Below are 18,775 nucleotides of genomic sequence, written 5' to 3' on the forward strand. Positions count from 1 at the left end.
CTCAGCGTGCCGCGCGGGCGAGCCGCTTCACCCCCGCCCGGATCCGCTCCGCGCCGAGCTCCGGCAGCAGCGCGGCGACGTGCTCACCGGCGACGGCCGCGAGCAGGGCGTGCGCGGTGTGGTCGGGATCCGGGGAGCCCGCGAGCAGGATCGCCAGGTGGCGGTGCCAGAACCGGTAGGCGCCGATCCGGTAGCGGGCGCCGGGGGAGGCGGTCTCCGACATCCGGACCAGGGGCAGGTGCTCCAGCAGGTAGTCCAGATAGGCGTCGAGGAAGGCGTCGACCCGCAGGTCGGCCGGGGCGCCGGGCCCGAGCGGGGGCGGCCCGTGCAGGACGGCCTCCTGGAGCACCCGCTCGCGGGCGTCCAGCAGCGCGGCGGCCAGCCCGGCCTTGTCGCCGAAGCGGCGGAACAGGGTGCCCTTGCCGACGCCGGCGGCCGCCGCGACCTGGTCCATCGAGACCGCCTCCACCCCTTGCTCCGCGAAGAGGCGGGCAGCCGCCTCCAGCACCGCGGCCCGGTTGCGGGCGGCGTCGGCACGCTCCTTGGGCGGCGGCGTGCGCAGGAGTTCCAGCGGCATTGCGGAACCGGACTGCAGTCCGTTACTGTCGTGAGTCACAAGAGGACTGTAGTCCGATTCCTTTGGAGGCACTGCCATGACCGCACTCATATCCCGTGACGAACTGGCCTCGGCGATCGCGGCCGGCGCCGTGACCGTGCTGGACACGCTCGGCGGCGAGTACTACGCCCAGCAGCACCTGCCCGGCGCCGTCGCCCTGGTCCGCGCCGACGTGGACGCCCAGGCGCCCGCCCTGCTCCCGGACCGCGACGCCGCGATCGTCACCTACTGCTCCAACCCGGCCTGCCCCAACAGCGGCCAGGTGGCCGACCGGCTGACCGCGCTCGGCTACACCGACGTCCGCAAGTACCGCGAGGGCATCCAGGACTGGGTGGAGGCCGGGCTGCCCGTCGAGACGGCCTGATCCGGGCGGGCCGACCGGCCAGGGCCCGGCCGGTTGGCCCCTTCGGCGGACTTCCAGGAGGCTGGGAGGCGGGACACACCCACCGGGGACGCACACCCACCAGGACCGCGCACCCACCGGGCGACCGCAGACCCCACCGAGTCCTCCACCCCACGGGGAGCGCAGATGACCGACGAGCCCACCGGACGCCCGCTCTGCCTGGTCACCGGCGCCACCGGCTACCTCGGCGGCCGGCTGGTGCCCGGCCTGCTGGCCGAGGGGTACCGGGTGCGCTGCCTGGTCCGCGACCCGGGCCGGCTCCGCGACCAGCCGTGGCGCCAAGCCGTACGGACCGCCACCGCCGACGTCACCCGGCCCGAGACCCTGGACGGCGTGTTCGACGGTGTCGAGGTGGCGTACTACCTGGTGCACTCGCTCGGCACCGGCCCCTCCTTCGAGCAGCGTGACCGGGACGCGGCCCGGGCCTTCGGGGCGGCCGCCGCCCGGGCCGGGGTCCGACGGATCGTCTACCTCGGCGGCCTGGTGCCGCCCGGCGTACCGGAGCACGAGCTCTCCCCCCACCTGCGTTCCCGGGCCGAGGTCGGCCGGGTGCTGCGGGAGAGCGGCGTCCCCACCGCCGAACTGCGCGCGGCGGTGATCATCGGCTCCGGCTCGGCCTCGTTCGAGATGCTGCGCCACCTGACCGAGCGGCTGCCGGTGATGGTGACGCCGAACTGGGTGGACACCCGGATCCAGCCGATCGCCGTCCGGGACGTGCTGCGCTACCTGGTCGGGGCCGCCGGCCTGCCGGCGGAGGTCAACCGGAGCTTCGACCTCGGCGGCCCCGAGGTGCTGACGTACCGGCAGATGATGCTGCGCTACGCCGAGGTCTCCGGGCTGCCGCGCCGGGTGATCGTCCCCGTCCCGGTGCTCACCCCGCGCCTGTCCAGCCACTGGGTCGGGCTGGTCACGCCGGTGCCCAACGCGATCGCCCGGCCGCTGGTGGAGTCGCTGCGGCACGAAGTGGTCTGCCGGGAGCACGACATCGCGGCGTACGTGCCGGATCCGCCCGACGGCCTGATCGGCTTCGAGCAGGCCGTCCGGCTGGCCCTCAAGCGGATCCAGGACGCCGACGTGACCACCCGCTGGTCCTCCGCCTCGCTGCCCGGCGCGCCCAGCGACCCGCTGCCGACCGACCCGGACTGGGCCGGCGGCAGCCTCTACCAGGACCTGAAGGAGCGCGAGGTGTCCGCCTCCCCGCAGGCGGTCTGGCGGGTGGTCGAGAGCATCGGCGGCGAGAACGGCTGGTACTCCTTCCCGCTCGCCTGGGCCGTCCGCGGCCTGCTCGACCGGATGGTCGGCGGCGTGGGCCTGCGCCGGGGCCGGCGCGACCCGGCCCGGCTGCGGGTCGGCGACTCGCTGGACTTCTGGCGGGTCGAGGAGATCGAGCCCGGCAGCCTGCTGCGACTGCGCGCCGAGATGCGGCTGCCCGGCCTGGCCTGGCTGGAGCTGCGGGTCGACGACAACGGGTGGGGCGGCACCATCTACCGCCAGCGCGCGCTGTTCCATCCGCACGGACTGGCCGGGCACGCCTACTGGTGGTCCGTCGCCCCGTTCCACTCCTTCGTCTTCGGCGGCATGGCCCGCAACATCACCGAGCGGGCCCGGGTCCTGCCCTGACCCCGAACCCGGCTCGCGCGGCGGCAGGTTGACCCACGACCACGCCAACCAGGCACGCGGCAGGGCGTGTTCACCCGCAGGGGTGAGTTTCGCATCCGGACCCATCCGGCGGGGCCACCGCACCGAATCCAGGACGTGAGCCACCAGAGCACCACCGAGCCGGCGCCCGCCCGAGGCCTTCGCCGACGCCTGCTGCGCGCGGCCGGCGCCGCGGCGACCGGGCTGGCGGCGGCCGCGGCCGCGGTCGGGGCGGGCGAACTGGTGGCCGCCCTCACCGGCCCGGACAGCGCGCCGGTGATCGCCGTCGGCTCCGCCGCGATCGATCTGACGCCGACCCCGCTCAAGGAGTACGCCGTCCGGACCTTCGGCACCAACGACAAACCGGTGCTGCTCGGCGGGATCTACCTGACCATGGCCGCGCTCGCCGCCCTCGCCGGGCTGCTCGCGGCCCGCCGGCCGGCGGCCGGCGCGGCGGTCTTCGCGCTCTTCGGCGCGCTCGGTGTATGGGCGGCGCTGTCCCGCTCGACCTCGACCGCGGCCGACGCGCTGCCCTCGGTCGTGGCGGGGGTCGTCGGTGCGGTCGCGCTGGTACGGCTGGCCGTGCTGCTGCGGGCGGCGACCACCATACCCACCCCCGCGCCGGTCGGACCGAGCCGGCGCGCGGTCCTGGTGGCCACCGGAGGTACGGTCGCGTTCGCCGCGCTCGCGGGCTTCGGCGGCCGCGCCTTCTCCGACAGCCGCACCGACGTGACCGCCGCCCGGGAGGCGGTCCGGCTGCCGCCCCCGGCCGAGCCGCTCCCCCCGCTCCCGGTGGCGACCCATCCCGGGGTGCCGGGGCTGGCCGGCTTCTCCACCCCCAACCCCGACTTCTACCGCGTCGACACCGCCCTGACCGTGCCGAAGATCGATCCGCGGCGCTGGAGCCTGCGGCTGCACGGCCTGGTCGACCACCCCGTCACGATCAGCTTCGACGAGCTGCTCAAGCGCCCGCTGCACGAGCTGGACCACACCCTGTCCTGCGTCTCCAACGAGGTCGGCGGCCCGTACGTGTCGACCGCCCGCTGGCTCGGCGTCTCGCTGCCCGACCTGCTCCGGCAGGCCGGCGTCCGGTCCGGCGCCGATCAGCTGGTCGGCCGCTCCCAGGACGGCATGACCATCGGCACCCCGCTGGAGGCCCTGCTGGACGGGCGCAGCGCCCTGCTGGCGATCGCGATGAACGGTGAGGTGCTGCCCGTCGCGCACGGTTTCCCGTGCCGCTCGGTGGTGCCCGGCCTGTACGGCTACACCTCGGCCACCAAATGGCTGGTCGACCTGGAGGTGACCACCTTCGCCCGGTACGACCCGTACTGGGTCAGGCGCGGCTGGGACCGCACCGGCACCGTACGCACCGCCTCCCGGATCGAGGTCCCGGCCGCCTTCGCCAAGGTCCCCGCCGGGGACGTGACGCTCGCCGGCACCGCCTGGGCCACCCACCGCGGCATCGCGGCGGTGGAGGTCCGGGTGGACGGCGGCCCGTGGGCCGAGGCCCGGCTGGCCGCGGACGCCGGCCCCGACCTGTGGCGGCAGTGGAGCTACGACTGGACGGGGGCCGAGCCCGGCACCCATCGGATCGAGGTCCGCGCCACCGACGCGACCGGCGCCGTCCAACCGCAGGCCAGAGCCACGCCCTTCCCCTCCGGAGCCACCGGCTGGCACTCGACGGTGGTCACCGTCACCTGACTCCCCCGCACCGCCCGAGGTCCGCGCGACGGCACCGCCGTGCCCGGACCGCCCGCCACCACCCGACGTTCACCCGACCGATCTTCACCCGACCGATCTTCACCCGACCCGAGGAGCACCTCCCATGTCCGTCACCCGCACCCAGTCCCTCGCCGCCGTCCTGGCCGCCGGTGCGCTCGCCTTCGGCCTCACCGCCTGCAGCAGCGACAGCGGCACCTCCTCCAACAGCGCTCCCGCCGCCTCGTCGGCCGCGCCGTCGTCGGCGGCGGCGCCCGCCTCCGCCGCCGCGATGGACGCCCCCTTCGGCTCCGCCTGTGCGGCCGTGCCGAAGGACGGCTCGGGCAGCTTCGCCGGGATGGCCCAGGACCCGGTCGCCACCGCCGCCTCGCACAACCCGCTGCTGTCCACCCTGGTCACCGCCGTCAACGCGGCCGGGCTCGCCGACACCCTCAACTCGGCGCAGAACATCACCGTGTTCGCCCCGACCAACGACGCCTTCGCCAAGGTCCCCGCCGACCAGCTGAAGGCGCTGCTGGCCGACAAGGACAAGCTGACCAAGGTGCTCACCTACCACGTCACGCCGAACCGCATCGCGCCGAGCTCGCTGGCCGGCACCCACAAGACCCTGGAGGGCGCCGACCTGACGGCGGCCGGCTCCGCCGGCGCCTACACCGTCAACTCCAACTCCAAGGTGCTGTGCGGGAACGTCCAGACCGCCAACGCGACGGTCTACATCGTGGACACCGTGCTGATGCCGGCCTCCTGACCGGTCGTGGTCGCCCGTGGCGCCGACCTGCTCCCGACCCTCAGGTCAGGGCGGCGCCACGGGCCAGCAGCAACGCCACGTCGATCCCCGCCACGCCCAGCGCCGCGAGGAACGGCCAGCGGGTGCGCGGGAGCAGCAGCGCGGGCAGCACCAGCAGCGCCGTCGCCGCCAGCGCGCCCCGACCGGCCGCCCCGACCGGGCCGGGCGGGGCGGTGACCAGGACGGCCGAGGCCGCCCCCAGCAGCACCGCGGCCGCGGCGCCGGCCCGGGCCCGCCCGAGCCGCTGCGGCAGGCCGCGCACCCCGGCCGCCAGGTCGTCGTCCAGATCCGGCAGGACGTTGGCGAAGTGCGCCCCGGTGCCGAGCAGGGCCGCCGCGAGGATCACCCACGGGTGCGGCCAGGGTGCCCCGGGCAGGCCGAGGGTGACGAAGGCCGGCAACAGGCCGAACGCCAGCGCGTACGGCGCCCAGGACAGCACCGTCCGCTTCAGCCCCAGGTTGTAGGCCCAGGCCGCGGCCACCCCGGCCAGGTGCGCCGCCCCGGCCGCCGGGCCGCTCGCCAGCGACAGCGGTACGCATCCGGACAGCGCCCAGCCGGCCGCCCCGCGCACCGTCCACGCGGTCAACTCCCCTGCGGCGAGCGGCTTGTCGCGGCGCCCGGCCGCGCGATCGCGCCGGCGGTCGACCAGGTCGTTGCTCCAGCCCACCGACAGCTGGCCGGCCGCCACCGCCCCGCCCACCAGCGCGCAGCCGGCCGGCCCACGCCCGCAGGCCGCGGCGAGCGCGGTCGCGAACAGCGTCACCGCGGCGGCCGGGGCCGGGTGGCAGGCGCGCAGCAGCGCACCGGACAGCCGCACGCCGGCGGGGCGCTCGGCCGCGGGCAGCACGGGCTCGTTGGACACCGTTCGATGCTAGGGACTGCCGGACGGAGTCCGGGGCGGGACGCGCCCGGTTGCACCGATTGATGCGGGTATGTCCGACAACTTCCCTATGCTGAGCCGGTGAACCGAATCGTGGCAGTGACGGGCGTGGTGCCCCCGCACCGGTACCGGCAGTCGGAGGTGGCCGACGCGCTAGCCACCGCGCTGCGGTTACCTCCTGACGGCAGCCGGGCGGTCCTCGACCGGGTGCACGCCTCTGCCGGGGTGGACACCCGCCACCTGGTCCTCCCGCTCGCCGACTACGCCGGGTTGAGCGGTTTCGGGCAGGCCAACGACGCCTTCATCGCCGCCGCCCTGGACCTGGGCGAGCAGGCGGTGCGGGCCGCGCTGGCGCAGTCCGCACTGGCTCCGGACTCGATCGACCTGGTGATCTCCACCTCGGTCACCGGGATCGCCGCACCGTCGCTGGAGGCCCGGCTGGCCGGGCGGTTGGGGCTGCGGCCGGACATCCGGCGCCTCCCGGTCTTCGGCCTGGGCTGCGCGGCGGGCGCCGCCGGGCTCGCCCGGCTGGACGACTTCCTGGCCGGCCGGCCGGACGGGGTGGCGCTGCTGCTCTCCACCGAGCTGTGCTCGCTCACCCTCCAGCGCTCGGACGGCTCCCCGGCCAACCTGGTGGCCGGCGCCCTGTTCGGCGACGGCGCCGGGGCGCTGCTCGCGGTCGGCCCGGAGCACCCGGCCCACGGGCGGTCGGCCGGACCGTCGGTGGTGGCCGCCCGCAGCCGGCTCTACCCGGGCACCGAGCACCAGCTCGGCTGGGACATCGTCGACAGCGGCTTCCGGATCGTCCTCGGCGGCGAACTGCCCTCGCTGGTCGGGCTGCACGTGGGCGAGGAGGTCGAGGGCTTCCTCGCCGCGCACGACCTCAAGCCCGCCGACATCGGCGCCTGGATCTGCCACCCGGGCGGCCCCAAGGTGCTGGACGCGATCGGCGAGGCTCTCGGACTCCCGCCCTCCGCCCTGGAGTTGAGCCGCCGCTCGCTGGCCTCGGTCGGCAACCTGTCCTCCGCCTCGGTGCTGCACATCCTGCGCGACACCCTCGCGCTGCGCCCGCCGCCGGCCGGCTCGTACGGGCTGATGCTGGCGCTCGGCCCGGGCTTCGCCTCCGAACTCGTCCTCCTGCGCTGGTAGTCGCCGATGACCGCGTACACCGTCCTGATCCTGCTGGTCGCCCTGGAGCGGCTGGCCGAACTGGTGGTCGCCCGCCGGAACGCCGCCTGGAGCCTGGCGCTCGGCGGCACCGAGTACGGGCGCGGCCACTACCCGCCGATGGTGCTGCTGCACTCCGCGCTGCTGCTCGGCTGCCTGCTCGAACCGGCGCTCGCCGACCGGCCGTTCCTGCCCGCGCTGGGCTGGCCGATGCTGGCACTGGCGCTCGCCGCGCAGGGGCTGCGGTGGTGGTGCATCGGCACCCTCGGCACCCGGTGGAACACCCGGGTGATCGTGGTCCCCGGCCTGCCGCTGGTGACCGCGGGGCCGTACCGGTGGCTGAGCCACCCCAACTACCTGGCGGTGGTGGTCGAGGGCTTCGCGCTGCCGCTGGCGCACACCGCCTGGGTGACGGCACTCTGCTTCACCGTGCTCGACCTCGCGCTGCTGCGGGTGCGGATCCGCTGCGAGGACCGGGCGCTGACGGGTGGCCGGGTGGTGGCGGCGACGTGATCGACCTGCTGGTGGCGGGGGGCGGTCCGGCCGGGCTGGCCACCGCGATCCGGGCCGCCCAGGCCGGGCTGGAGGCGGTGGTCGCCGAGCCCCGCCCGGCGCCCGTGGACAAGGCCTGCGGGGAGGGGCTGATGCCCTCCGCCGTCCGCGCCCTCGGGGAGCTCGGGGTGAGCGTGCCCGGGCGGCCGTTCCACGGCATCCGCTATCTGGACGCGGCCGGGCCCGGCCCGGGCGCCGCCGCCGAGTTCCGCGCCGGGCCCGGACTCGGGGTGCGGCGCACCGTGCTGCACGCGGCGCTCGCCCGGCGGGCCGAGGAGCTCGGGGTGCGGGTACTGCCGGTCCGGGTCCGGGAGTTCCGGCAGAGCCGGTTCACCGTGACGGCGGCGGGACTGACCTGCCGCCACCTGGTCGCGGCGGACGGCCTGCACTCGGCCACCCGCCACGCGCTCGGCCTGCACCGCCCGCCCGATCCGGCCATCGAGCCCCGGTACGGGCTGCGCCGGCACTACGCGGTGGCGCCGTGGAGCGAGCTGGTCGAGGTGTACTGGTCGGCGCGCGCCGAGGCCTATGTGACACCGCTCGGCGCCGGGCTGGTCGGGGTGGCGGTGCTGACCTGCGACCGGGCACCGTTCGAGGAGCAGCTCGGCCGCTTCCCGGCGCTGGCGGCCCGGCTGGCCGGGGCCGCCGCCTGCACGGCCGTCCGCGGCGCCGGGCCGCTGCGGCAGGGCGCCCGGGCGCGGGTGCGGGGCCGGGTGCTGCTGGTCGGCGACGCGGCGGGCTACCTGGACGCGCTCACCGGGGAGGGCGTCTCGGTCGCGCTGGCCTCGGCCGAGGCGCTGGTGCGGTGCGTGGCGGCGGGCCGGCCGGAGCAGTACGAACGGGCCTGGCGGCGGGCCTCCCGCAGCTACCGGCTGCTGACCGGCACCTTGCTGTGGGCCCGCCGGCAGCCGCTGCTGGCACCGCGGATCGTCCCCGCCGCGGCCGGCCTGCCGGGGGTGTTCCGGGCGGGGGTCAACCTGCTGGCCTGAGGGCGGGGCGGTCCTGAGAGCGGGGCGGCCTACGGCGTACGGGCCGTCGACCGACCGCTCACCGCCGCACCGCTCACCGCCCCACCGCTCACCGGTCCACCGCTCACCAGTCCACCGGGAGCGCCCGCAGACCGTGCACCACCGACTCGGTGCGCCGCTCCACCTGGTCGAACGGCACCGCCAGCCGCAGGTTCGGCAGTCGCCGCAGCAAGGTCGCCAGGGCGATCTGCAGCTCGGCCCGGGCCAGCGGCTGCCCGAGGCACTGGTGGATCCCGAAGCCGAAGGCCAGGTGCCGCCGGGCGTCCCGGGTGACGTCGAGCGCGTCGCCGTCCTCGAACTGCTCCGAGTCCCGGTTGGCGGTGGACACCATGCACAGCACGCCTTCGCCCGCCCGGATCACCGTGCCGTCCAGCTCCACGTCCTCCAGCGCCACCCGCGGGATGCCGAGATGGACGATGGTCAGGTAGCGCAGCAGCTCCTCGACCGCACCCTTCATCAACTCGGGCTGCGCCCGCAGGCGTTCGAGCTGCGCGGGATTGCTCAGCAGCGCCAGCGTGCCGAGCGCGGTCATGTTGGCGGTGGTCTCGTGCCCGGCGATGAGCAGCAGCAGGCCCATCGACGCAGCCTCCGCCCGGCTGAGCTCGCCGCGGGCGACCAGCCGGCTGAGCACGCCGTCGTCGGGCTCGCGGAGCTTGCGGTCGGCGAGCTCGCCCAGGTAGTCGGTCAGCGCCCGCTGGGAGGCCTCGACCCGCTCGGTCTCGGCACTGATGTCCAGCAGGATGCGGCTGTGCTCCTGGAAGAACTCGTGGTCCTCGTAGGGCACTCCGAGCAGCAGGCAGATCACCAGCGACGGCACCGGCAGGGCGAACTCCTGCACCAGGTCGGCGGGCCCGCCCTTGGCGATCATGCGGTCGAACGCCTCGTCGACGATCTGCTGGATCTGCGGGCGCAGTGCCTCCACCCGCTTGATGATGAAGTCGCCGGTGAGCATGCGGCGTTGCCGGGCGTGCTCCGGGTCGTCCAAGCGCAGGAAGGTCGGGGTGGTGCGGGCCACCAGCTCGCGGCGGCCGGGCGTGATGAACGGGAAGCCGGGCAGCCGGGCGTCGGCGCTGAACCGGTTGTCGGCGAGGACGGCGCGGGAGTGGCGGTAGCCGGTCAGCAGCCAGCACGGGGCGCCGTCCCAGAGGGCGATCCTGGTGATCGGACCGGCCTGGTGGGCCTCCCGGTAGGCCGGCGGCGGATCGAACGGGCAACTCCCGTGCGCGGAGGGCACGGTGACGCTCGCGACAGCGGCGGCATCGGGGTCGACGCCGCCCGGGCGGGCGGTCGGGGTGTCGGTGGTCATGCGGCTGTGCTCCTTCCAGACGTGGTGGAGTCCGGCCGGTCCGGGATCAGCCGCCTTCGCCGTGCGCGGTGATGGCACCGCCGGGGCAGAGTGCGGCCGCGAGCCTGACGTCGGCGTCGAGTTCCGGCCCGGGGCGGACCTGGAGCAGCCGGACGAGTCCGTCCTCCTCGCCCTGGTCGAACACGGCGGGGACGGTCAGCACGCACTGGCCGGATCCGCAGCAGCGGTCCTGATCGACGGTCACCTGCATGGTGGGCACCTCGGTCCGGTGGGTGAATCGGTTTCGCAAGGCAACTAATTCACCGTAACCCAGCCAGCTCCGCATACGAAGGTCCGTGCGCGCAGCGACACGAGTTGGCCGGAAAGCGCCGCCGCTCGATCCCCTCCGACCGGGGACGACTCTGCCGAGGGCGGGTCAGTTCGTCGGTGCCGTACCGCCGCCGCGCGGTTCCTCGGCGAGCAGTTCCAGCACCGGCAGAGCCGCGAGCAGCGCGTCCCGCTGCTCGGCGGTGAGCTGCCCGGCCCGCTCGGCGAGCAACTGGGAGCGTTCCAGCCGGATCCTGGCGATGGTCTCGCGGCCGTGCGCGGTCACGCTGATCAGGGCCGAGCGGCGGTCCTGCGGGTCGGGCTCCTTGGCGATCAGGCCGTCGGCGTGCAGCGGGGCGAGGGTACGGATCATGGAAGGCGCCGCGACCCGCTCCCGGGCCGCCAGGTCGACCAGCCGGATCGGAGCGTGCGCCTCGATCCGGGCCAGCGCCGAGAGCTGGGCGAAGGTCAGGTCGAGCCGGCTGGAGGCCTGCACCATCTGCCGGTGCAGGCGCGACACGGCGAGGCGGAGCCGGGCCAGTTCGGCCGCGGGCAAGGTCGGGTCGGTCGCCATGGGCCGGACGTACTCCTCAGGGTCGCGTAGTGGTCCCCGGCGCCGACTTCGTCGCCTGCGCCGCTTGCGTCGCCTGCGTCGTCCGCTCCGCCTGCGCCGGGTCGCCGGGAGCCTTCACGGTACCGGCCGCACCCGCCGCCGCGGCAGCGGTGGCCGCGCGGTCCCGCACCAGCGAGGCGAGCGCGCCCAGCAGGGAGAGCGCGATGGCGAACCAGAAGACCACGACCAGGCCGTCGTGGAACGGCCCGGCGATGAGCTGGGGGAAGAACTCCCGGCCGGTGAGGGTCTGGGCATGGCCGGCCGGCAGCTGGGCGAGCAGGTCGGGGCCGAGGAGCTGGCGGACCGGGTTGTAGCCCAGGAAGGCGGCGAACAGCGTGCCGACCGGTGGCAGCGAGGCGATCGAGTGGGCGGCCGGGGCCGGCACCCCCTGGGCGGTCAGCCCGCTGCTCAGGCCCGCCGGCAGCGAGCCGGCCAGGCCGGCGACCATCAGCGAGAAGAACACCCCGATGGAGAGCACCATGCCGGCGTTCTGGAAGGTGGCCCGCATCCCGGAGGCCGCACCGCGGGCGTCGGCCGGGACGCTGGACATGATCAGCGAGGTGTTGGGGGCCGCGAACAGCCCGCCGCCCAGCCCGTTGAGGAAGATCAGGAAGGCGAACCAGCCGTAGTCGAAGTCGGTCGGCAGGAGCAGCAGCCCGCCGAACGAGACCGCCATCACCGCCAGCCCGCCGGCCGCGAACAGCCGGGCGCCGTACTTGTCGGAGAGGTGTCCGGCCACCGGTCCGGCGACCAGGAAGCCGATGGTCAGCGGGATCATGTAGATGCCGGCCCAGAGCGGGGTGGACTCGTACTGGTAGCCGTGCAGCGGCAGCCAGATGCCCTGGAGCCAGATGATCAGCATGAACTGCAGCCCGCCGCGGGCGATCGAGCCCAGCAGGGTCGCGGCGTTGCCGCTGGTGAAGGTGGGATCCCGGAACAGCCGCAGCGGGAACATCGGTTCCGCCACCCGCCGCTCGATCAGGCAGAACAGCGCCAGCACGGCCGTGCCGCCGATCAGGCCGGCCAGCACCCAGGGGCTGGTCCAGCCCATGGTGTGGCCGCCGTAGGGCTGGATGCCGTAGGTGATCCCGGCCAGCAGGGCGGTCAGCCCGACGGCGAAGGTGAGATTGCCCCACCAGTCGATCCTGGCCGGCCGGCGCAGGCCGGTGTCGCGCAGCGAGCGGTAGGCCCAGAGGGTGCCGAGCAGACCGATCGGCACGTTGACCCAGAAGATCGAGCGCCAGTTCCACTCGGCGAGCACGCCGCCGAGGACCAGGCCGACGAAGGAGCCGGCGATGGCGGCCACGATGTTGACCCCGAGGGCCATGCCGCGCTGCCGGGCGGGGAAGGCGTCGGTGATGATCGCCGTCGAGTTGGCCATCAGCATCGAACCGCCGACGGCCTGGGCCACCCGCCAGGCGATCAGCCAGAGCGCACCGCCCCCGCCGGACAGCGGGTCGAGCGAGAGGGCCACCGAGGTCAGGGTGAAGATCAGGAACCCGGCGTTGTAGATCCGCACCCGCCCGTAGATGTCGCCGAGCCGACCGAGCGTCACCACCAGAACGGCGGTGACCAGCATGTAGCCCATCAGCATCCAGAGCAGGTAGCTGACGTTGCCGGGCTCCAGCGGGTTCAGGCCGATGCCGTTGAAGATCGCCGGGAGCGAGATCAGCACGATCGAGCTGTTGATCGTCGCCACCAGCGTCCCGAGCGTGGTGTTCGACAGCGCCACCCACTTGTACCGCGGATGCTCGTGCGCCATCGCGCCCATGCCGGCCTCCCGAAGTCGTTAGTTGTTCTAAGCTAACTATCTTCCCGCTGGGCCCGCTCCCGCAAGGGCCCGGCACGGCTCGACCCGGCCCAGGCCCGCGTCAGGCCCGGCCCGCGCGCCAGCGGTAGCAGAGTTCCGGCCGGCCGACCTGGCCGTACTGGGGCTCGCGGACGGCCAGGCCGACGTCCACCAGGTGTTCGAGGTAGCGCCGCGCGGTGATCCGGGAGACGCCGGCCGCCGCGCCGGCCGCGGCGGCGGACAGCCCGGCCGACGCCTCGCGGAGCACCCCCGCGACGGTCTCCAGGGTGGGGGCGCTGAGCCCCTTGGGGAGGGCGGCGCGCTCGGGGGTGCGCAGCAGGGCCAAGGCCTGGTCGACCTCGTCCTGCCCGGCGGCCTCGCCGGTGCGGCCGAGGGTGCGGCGGTAGCGGGCGTACCCGTCCAGCCGGTCGGTCAGGGCCGCGGCGCCGAACGGCTTGAGCAGGTACTGCACCACCCCGGCCGAGACCGCCTGGCGGACCATCGTCAGGTCGCGGGCCGAGGTGACCGCGATGACGTCGGTGCCGTGGCCGGCCGCCCGCAGGGTGCGGCACAGCCGCAGGCCGTGGCCGTCCGGGAGGTAGAGGTCGAGCAGGATGAGGTCGACCGGGTTGCCCTCCGCCCGGGCCCGGTCGAGCCGGCGAAGCGCGTCGGCACAGGTGTGCACGGTGTCCGCGACCCGGAAGCCCGGGGTGCGCTGCACGTACAGCGAGTGCGCGGCGGCGGCCACCGGGTCGTCCTCGACCACCAGGACCGAGATCACCGGGTCACCTCCGCCGCCGCCCCGGCCGGTACGGCCGGTACGGCGGACCTCGGTACGGGCTTCGCCGCCGGAGCCGAGCGCCGCAGCGGCAGCCGTACGGTGAGCACCGCGCCGCGCTCGCGGCCGAGTTCGACGGTGCCGCCGTTGCGGCGGGCGGCCTGGGCGACCAGGGCGAGCCCGAGGCCACGGCCGTGCTGCTTGGTGGTCCAGCCGCGCCGGAAGACCTCCTCGGCGGCCTGCGGGTCGATGCCCGCACCGGTGTCGGCGACCCTGAGCAGCAGCTCCGCCCCGTCCGCGCGCGCGGTGACGGTGACGGTGACCTCGGGCGGGCCCGGCCGGTGGGCGGCGTTCTCGATGGCGGCGTCCACGGCGTTGTCGATCAGATTGCCGAGCAGGGTGACCAGGTCGCGCGGGGCCAGCTCGGTGGGCAGCACGCCGTCGTCGATCCGGCTGTCCTCGGTGAGCACGAGTTCGACCCCGCGCTCGGCCGCCTGGGCCGCCTTGCCGAGCAGCAGCGCGGCGAGCACCGGCTCGCCGACGGCGGCCACCACCCGGTCGGTGAGCTGCTGGGCGAGGGCGAGCTCCGCCGTGGCGAACTCCACCGCCTCGCGGTGGCGGCCGAGTTCGATCAGCGAGACCACGGCGTGCAGCCGGTTGGCGGCCTCGTGCGCCTGCGCTCCGAGCGCCTCGGCGAAGCCGCGGACGGAGTCCAACTCGCCGGTGAGGCCCTGGAGTTCGGTGTGATCGCGGAGGGTCACCACGGTACCGAGCCCCGGCCCGATGGCCGAGGTGTTGAGCAGCACCACCCGGTCGACGGTGAGGTGGACCTCGTCCCGGACCTCGGTGGGCGCCAGCAGCGCCCGGACCAGCGAGTCGGGCAGCCCCAGGGCGTCCACCACGGCCCCTTCCGACTCCCCCGACAGGCCGAGCAGTTCGCGGGCCGCGTCGTTGCAGAGCAGCACCCGGTGCGCGCCGTCCATCAGCACCAGGCCCTCGCGCACCGAGTGCAGGGTGGCCTGGTGGTAGTCGTAGAGGTGGCTGAGTTCGGCGGCGCCCATGCCGTGGGTGTGCCGGCGCAGCCGGGCGCCGACCAGGTAGGTGCCCAGACCGCCGAAGGCGAGGGCGCCGACCGCGACCGCGGTCAGGGCGAGGATCGGCCCGCGCAGCTGGTCGCTGATCGCCTCGACCGTGATGCCCGCGCTGACCAGTGCCACCACCCGCCGCTGTTCGTCGAAGACCGGCGTGACCACCCGGACGGAGGGGCCGAGCGTGCCGGTGTAGGTCTCGGGGAAGGTCCGCCCGGCGAGCGCCTGGTCGATGTGACCGAGGAAGGGCTTGCCGATCTGGGCGGGATCCCGGTGCGCCCAGCGGATGCCGTGGGTGTCCATCACGGTGACGAAGTCCACCCCGGTGTCCTGCCGGACCTGTTCGGCGTAGGGCTGGAGGACCGCCGAGGGGTCCGGTCCGACCGCGGCCGCCCGGACGGTCGGCGAGTCGGCCACGGCGACCGCCGCGGCGCGGACCTGGCGCAGTGCGGCGCTCTCCGCCCGGTCGGCCGTGAACAGGTACGCCAGCACCGCGCCGCCGGCCACCACGGCGGTCACGATCACGATCTGCACCGCGAAGAGCTGACCGGCCAGGCTGCGCAGCCGGCGGCGCGAGGGGCGGCTCGGGTGCGGGGTCATGCGGACAGTCTGCCCTGACCGGGCCGTGGGGCAAGGGGGTCGGCCGCGTGAACTCTATGAACGCAAACGTGACGACCGTCACGCCGGCGCCCATAGTCGGATCGGCCGGTCGGCCCGGCCCACCACCCGGGCGCGGCGCCGCCACCCCCGCCCGCGCGCCACCCGCGCCACCAGCACAACCAGCACCGCCAGCACCGCCACCAGGACATCAGGGCAAAGGAGCCGCAGGATGACGACGACCACCGCAGGGGTCCGGACCAGACGGTCCGACCGGACCCACTTCCTCTACCTGGCCGTGATCGCGGCCGTCCTCGGCGGCATCGCGGTCGGGCTGCTCGCCCCCGGCTTCGCGGTCGAGCTCAAGCCGGTCGGTACGGGCTTCGTCAACCTGATCAAGATGATGATCAGCCCGGTGATCTTCTGCACCATCGTGCTCGGCGTCGGCTCGGTGACCAAGGCCGCCAAGGTCGGCCGGGTCGGTGGCCTGGCCCTCGGCTACTTCCTGGTGATGTCGACGGCCGCGCTCGGCATCGGCCTGGTGGTCGGCAACCTGATCGACCCGGGCTCCGGCCTGCACCTCACGGCGGCGCTCGCCAAGTCCGGCCACGCCCAGGCCGCCACGGCCGGTGCCACCGGGACCGCCGACTTCCTGCTCGGGATCATCCCCACCACGATGTTCTCGGCCCTCACCGAGGGCAAGGTGCTGCAGACCCTGCTGGTCGCGCTGCTCGCGGGCTTCGCCCTGCAGGCGATGGGGAGCGTCGGCGCCCCGGTGCTGCGCGGTGTCGAGCACCTGCAGCGACTGGTGTTCCGGATCATGTCGATGATCATGTGGCTGGCTCCGGTCGGCGCGTTCGGCGCGATGGCCGCGGTGGTGGGAGCGACCGGCACCGCCGCCCTGAAGAGTCTCGCGATGATCATGATCGGCTTCTACACCACCTGTGCGATCTTCGTGGTCGTGGTGCTCGGGCTGCTGCTGCGCCTGGTGGCCGGGGTCAACGTCTTCGCCCTGCTGCGCTACCTCGGCCGGGAGTTCCTGCTGATCCTGTCCACCTCCTCCTCGGAGAGCGCGCTGCCCCGGCTGATCGCCAAGATGGAGCACGTCGGCGTGAGCCGCCCGGTGGTCGGCATCACCGTGCCGACCGGCTACAGCTTCAACCTGGACGGCACCGCGATCTACCTGACAATGGCGTCGATCTTCATCTCCGAGGCGCTGGACAAGCCGATGCCGCTCGGCCAGCAGCTCTCCCTGCTCGTCTTCATGGTGATCGCCAGCAAGGGCGCGGCCGGCGTCACCGGGGCCGGCCTGGCCACCCTCGCCGGCGGTCTGCAGTCGCACCGGCCCGAGCTGGTGGACGGCGTCGGGCTGATCGTCGGCATCGACCGCTTCATGTCGGAGGCCCGCGCGCTCACCAACTTCGCGGGCAACGCGGTCGCCACCGTCCTGATCGGTCACTGGACCAAGGAGCTGGACCACGACCGGATGCGCGAGGTGCTGGCCGGCCGGCTCCCGTTCGACGAGACGACCCTGGTGGACACCGGCCACACCACCGAGCTGCCCGCCCAGCAGGAGGCGCCCGGCCTGGAGAAGACCGCAGCCTGACAGCCCCCGCCCCCCGGCCCCCAGGTCCGGCGACCCGCTCCCCCGGGCCGCCGGACCGCCCGCACCGCCCCGCGCTGCCCGGCCCCGCCAAGCCGTCGGCACCGCCCGGCCCCGCTGCCAACTCCCTTGAGACCAACGCCACCTGTGGTCGATGTCACAGGCCCCCCGCCCAGGTCCGCCGGCACCGCGCCCACCAGCGGTTTTAGGCAGGTGTACGACCTGATCGCACCCGAAGGGCCGTTCGGTCGAGCTTGCGCGGCGGCGGTCGCGTCCCGCAGGCTCCTCGACTGAACGGCCCACCGCCTCCCCTGCCGGGGCGTGGTCCGGTCCTGTCCGAGGGGGGAAACGAAAGGCTCCCCCCACAGCATGCCCAGACACTCGAAGCACCGCCGCCCCGCGCCGGCCGTCCGCCGACGGCTGGTCGCCATCGGCCTCGCGGTCGCCGCCGTCGGCGCCGGAAGCGCCGCGTGGGCGGCCCCGGCCCGCAACGCCGAGCCGGTGGTGGTGGACTCGCTCACCATCACGCCCGCCGCCCCTGGCAGCACCTCGCAGGTCACCGCGACGGCCAAGCTGCACTCCGCCCGCACCCTGTCGGTCCAGTCGCTGACCATCGCGGTCCGCGACGCCGCGGGCGCCAACTACGACTTCCGGGGCGCGGTTTCGGGCACCCTCGGGACCGCCCAGCAGACCTTCCAGCCGGAGGCCCGGACCTTCCCGGCCGGCACGTACAAGTACTTCGTGGCGTACAAGGCCAACAACACCTGGCACAACCTCACGCCGACCGCCACCTTCACGTCCAACGGCTCGACGGTCACCCCGACGCCGAGCCCGACGCCGACGCCGGCCCCGAGCGCCACGCCCACCAAGGCACCCAGCGCGACGGCCACCCCGAAGCCCTCGTCGACGCCGTCGACCACACCGTCGACCACTCCGTCGCCGACCGGCAAGCCGACCCTCGCGCCGAGCCCGACGGCCACGCCGACCACCCCGGCGCCGAGCCTCAGCCCGACCGCCAAGCCGACGCTCGGCCCGACCGCGACGCCGACCCCCACGGCCACGCCGACGGTCACCCCCACGCCCACCGGCAGCCCGACCGCCACCCCCGCCCCCGGTGGCGGACCGGCCGGCATCGCCGGCAGCTGGCGCTCGGTGTTCGCCGACGAGTTCAACGGCTCGACGGTCGACTCCGCCAAGTGGACCCCCAACTGGCTGGGCTGCGCGACCTGCACCACCCCTCCGGTGAACACCTCCGAGCAGGCCGCGTACGCGCCCTCCCAGGCCACCGTCAGCGGCGGCAGCCTGCACCTGACGGCCGTCCAGCAGGACACCACGGCCGGCGGCAAGACCTACCCGTACCGCTCCGGCATGGTGCAGAGCAACGGCAAGGCGCAGTTCACCTACGGCGCCTTCGAGGCCCGGATCTACCTGCCCGCCGCCGGCTCGAAGGTCGCGAACTGGCCCGCGTTCTGGACCGACGGTCAGAACTGGCCCGCCGACGGTGAGAACGACATCATGGAGGGCCTGGGCGGCAGCGCCTGCTACCACTACCACTCGCCGTCCGGCGGCCCGGGCTCCTGCGCCCCCGGCAACTTCACCGGCTGGCACACCTACGGTGCCGAGTGGGCGCCCGGCTCGGTCACGTACTACTACGACGGCGTGAAGGTCGGCCAGATCACCACCGGCATCAGCTCCTCGCCGCAGTACCTGATCCTCAACAACGCGGTCGAGAGCACCAGCGGCAACACCGTCGCCCCTGCCGACATGCAGGTCGACTACGTGCGCGTCTGGCAGCACTGACCGCACCCGCGGCGCCGTTCACACCGAGCGGCCGCGGCCCCGGGCCGACCCGTCGCCCCGCCCCACAGCAGGGGGCCGACGGGTCGGCCTTCGGCGTTCCCGGGC

General features: G+C 74.6%; 18 protein-coding genes. 9 read left to right on the forward strand and 9 right to left on the reverse strand.

Annotated features, from left to right (window positions below; translation table 11 throughout):
• Nucleotide 1: 1 nt before the first annotated feature.
• Entirely contained in the window at nt 2-616 is a 615-nt protein-coding gene (locus AB0K43_RS08530; protein WP_363637205.1) for a helix-turn-helix domain-containing protein, read from the reverse strand.
• Between the two features lie 37 nt (nt 617-653).
• On the opposite strand from AB0K43_RS08530, the gene AB0K43_RS08535 reads away from it, so the two are divergent.
• The 4 genes from AB0K43_RS08535 to AB0K43_RS08550 all read left to right on the forward strand — a co-directional run bounded on the left by AB0K43_RS08535 (nt 654) and on the right by AB0K43_RS08550 (nt 5,124).
• On the forward strand, nt 654-980 hold the full coding sequence (locus AB0K43_RS08535) for a rhodanese-like domain-containing protein (protein WP_363637207.1): 327 nt from the start codon (nt 654-656) through the stop codon (nt 978-980).
• Between the two features lie 165 nt (nt 981-1,145).
• A complete protein-coding gene (locus AB0K43_RS08540; protein ID WP_363637209.1) occupies nt 1,146-2,639 on the forward strand; it encodes an SDR family oxidoreductase in 1,494 nt (497 codons plus the stop codon).
• Nucleotides 2,640-2,774: 135 nt separating this feature from the next.
• The gene (locus AB0K43_RS08545; protein ID WP_363637211.1) at nt 2,775-4,358 is read left to right on the forward strand and encodes a molybdopterin-dependent oxidoreductase; all 1,584 of its coding nucleotides are present in this window, start codon (nt 2,775-2,777) and stop codon (nt 4,356-4,358) included.
• Between the two features lie 124 nt (nt 4,359-4,482).
• Nucleotides 4,483-5,124 carry a fasciclin domain-containing protein gene (locus AB0K43_RS08550; RefSeq protein WP_363637213.1) on the forward strand — a complete coding sequence of 214 codons (642 nt, stop codon included), beginning with the start codon at nt 4,483-4,485 and terminating at the stop codon, nt 5,122-5,124.
• Nucleotides 5,125-5,164: 40 nt separating this feature from the next.
• Here the strand turns inward: AB0K43_RS08550 and AB0K43_RS08555 are convergent, their stop codons facing one another.
• Nucleotides 5,165-6,025, reverse strand: coding sequence for a UbiA family prenyltransferase (locus tag AB0K43_RS08555; RefSeq protein WP_363637215.1), 861 nt, complete (start codon nt 6,023-6,025; stop codon nt 5,165-5,167).
• A gap of 99 nt (nt 6,026-6,124) precedes the next feature.
• Between AB0K43_RS08555 and AB0K43_RS08560 the strand changes: the two genes are divergently transcribed.
• The 3 genes from AB0K43_RS08560 to AB0K43_RS08570 are packed head-to-tail and all read left to right on the forward strand — an operon-like array spanning nt 6,125 to nt 8,751.
• Nucleotides 6,125-7,192: a 3-oxoacyl-[acyl-carrier-protein] synthase III C-terminal domain-containing protein gene (locus tag AB0K43_RS08560; RefSeq protein ID WP_363637217.1), complete on the forward strand. Its 1,068-nt coding sequence runs from the start codon at nt 6,125-6,127 to the stop codon at nt 7,190-7,192.
• A 6-nt stretch (nt 7,193-7,198) separates the two neighbouring features.
• Entirely contained in the window at nt 7,199-7,723 is a 525-nt protein-coding gene (locus AB0K43_RS08565) for an isoprenylcysteine carboxylmethyltransferase family protein (RefSeq protein ID WP_363637219.1), read from the forward strand.
• The gene (locus AB0K43_RS08570) at nt 7,720-8,751 is read left to right on the forward strand and encodes an NAD(P)/FAD-dependent oxidoreductase (RefSeq protein WP_363637221.1); all 1,032 of its coding nucleotides are present in this window, start codon (nt 7,720-7,722) and stop codon (nt 8,749-8,751) included. The genes AB0K43_RS08565 and AB0K43_RS08570 overlap by 4 nt, the downstream gene beginning before the upstream one ends.
• Before the next feature lie 103 nt (nt 8,752-8,854).
• On the opposite strand, the gene AB0K43_RS08575 is transcribed toward AB0K43_RS08570, so the two are convergent.
• The 7 genes from AB0K43_RS08575 to AB0K43_RS08605 all read right to left on the reverse strand — a co-directional run bounded on the left by AB0K43_RS08575 (nt 8,855) and on the right by AB0K43_RS08605 (nt 15,513).
• Nucleotides 8,855-10,096, reverse strand: a complete 1,242-nt coding sequence (locus AB0K43_RS08575) for a cytochrome P450 (RefSeq protein WP_363637223.1) — start codon at nt 10,094-10,096, stop codon at nt 8,855-8,857.
• 46 nt (nt 10,097-10,142) lie between these two features.
• Nucleotides 10,143-10,346 (reverse strand): ferredoxin, encoded by a 204-nt coding sequence (locus tag AB0K43_RS08580; RefSeq protein ID WP_363637225.1) that lies wholly within the window; start codon nt 10,344-10,346, stop codon nt 10,143-10,145.
• 165 nt (nt 10,347-10,511) lie between these two features.
• Complete coding sequence (locus AB0K43_RS08585) at nt 10,512-10,976, reverse strand: MarR family transcriptional regulator (protein ID WP_363637227.1); 465 nt, start codon at nt 10,974-10,976, stop codon at nt 10,512-10,514.
• A 16-nt stretch (nt 10,977-10,992) separates the two neighbouring features.
• Complete coding sequence (locus AB0K43_RS08590; protein ID WP_363637229.1) at nt 10,993-12,786, reverse strand: MFS transporter; 1,794 nt, start codon at nt 12,784-12,786, stop codon at nt 10,993-10,995.
• Nucleotides 12,787-12,886: 100 nt separating this feature from the next.
• Nucleotides 12,887-13,585: a response regulator gene (locus AB0K43_RS08595; RefSeq protein ID WP_363637231.1), complete on the reverse strand. Its 699-nt coding sequence runs from the start codon at nt 13,583-13,585 to the stop codon at nt 12,887-12,889.
• Complete coding sequence (locus AB0K43_RS08600; protein ID WP_363637233.1) at nt 13,582-15,270, reverse strand: sensor histidine kinase; 1,689 nt, start codon at nt 15,268-15,270, stop codon at nt 13,582-13,584. The genes AB0K43_RS08595 and AB0K43_RS08600 overlap by 4 nt, the downstream gene beginning before the upstream one ends.
• Before the next feature lie 78 nt (nt 15,271-15,348).
• On the reverse strand, nt 15,349-15,513 hold the full coding sequence (locus AB0K43_RS08605) for a hypothetical protein (RefSeq protein ID WP_363637235.1): 165 nt from the start codon (nt 15,511-15,513) through the stop codon (nt 15,349-15,351).
• Between AB0K43_RS08605 and AB0K43_RS08610 the strand changes: the two genes are divergently transcribed.
• The gene (locus tag AB0K43_RS08610; RefSeq protein WP_363637237.1) at nt 15,500-16,873 is read left to right on the forward strand and encodes a cation:dicarboxylase symporter family transporter; all 1,374 of its coding nucleotides are present in this window, start codon (nt 15,500-15,502) and stop codon (nt 16,871-16,873) included. The two genes, AB0K43_RS08605 and AB0K43_RS08610, sit on opposite strands and share 14 nt — an antisense overlap.
• A gap of 366 nt (nt 16,874-17,239) precedes the next feature.
• Entirely contained in the window at nt 17,240-18,670 is a 1,431-nt protein-coding gene (locus AB0K43_RS08615) for a glycoside hydrolase family 16 protein (protein WP_363637239.1), read from the forward strand.
• Nucleotides 18,671-18,775 lie beyond the last annotated feature (105 nt).

The sequence above is a fragment of the Kitasatospora sp. NPDC049258 genome (assembly GCF_040678895.1).
Classification (GTDB): Bacteria; Actinomycetota; Actinomycetes; order Streptomycetales; family Streptomycetaceae; genus Kitasatospora.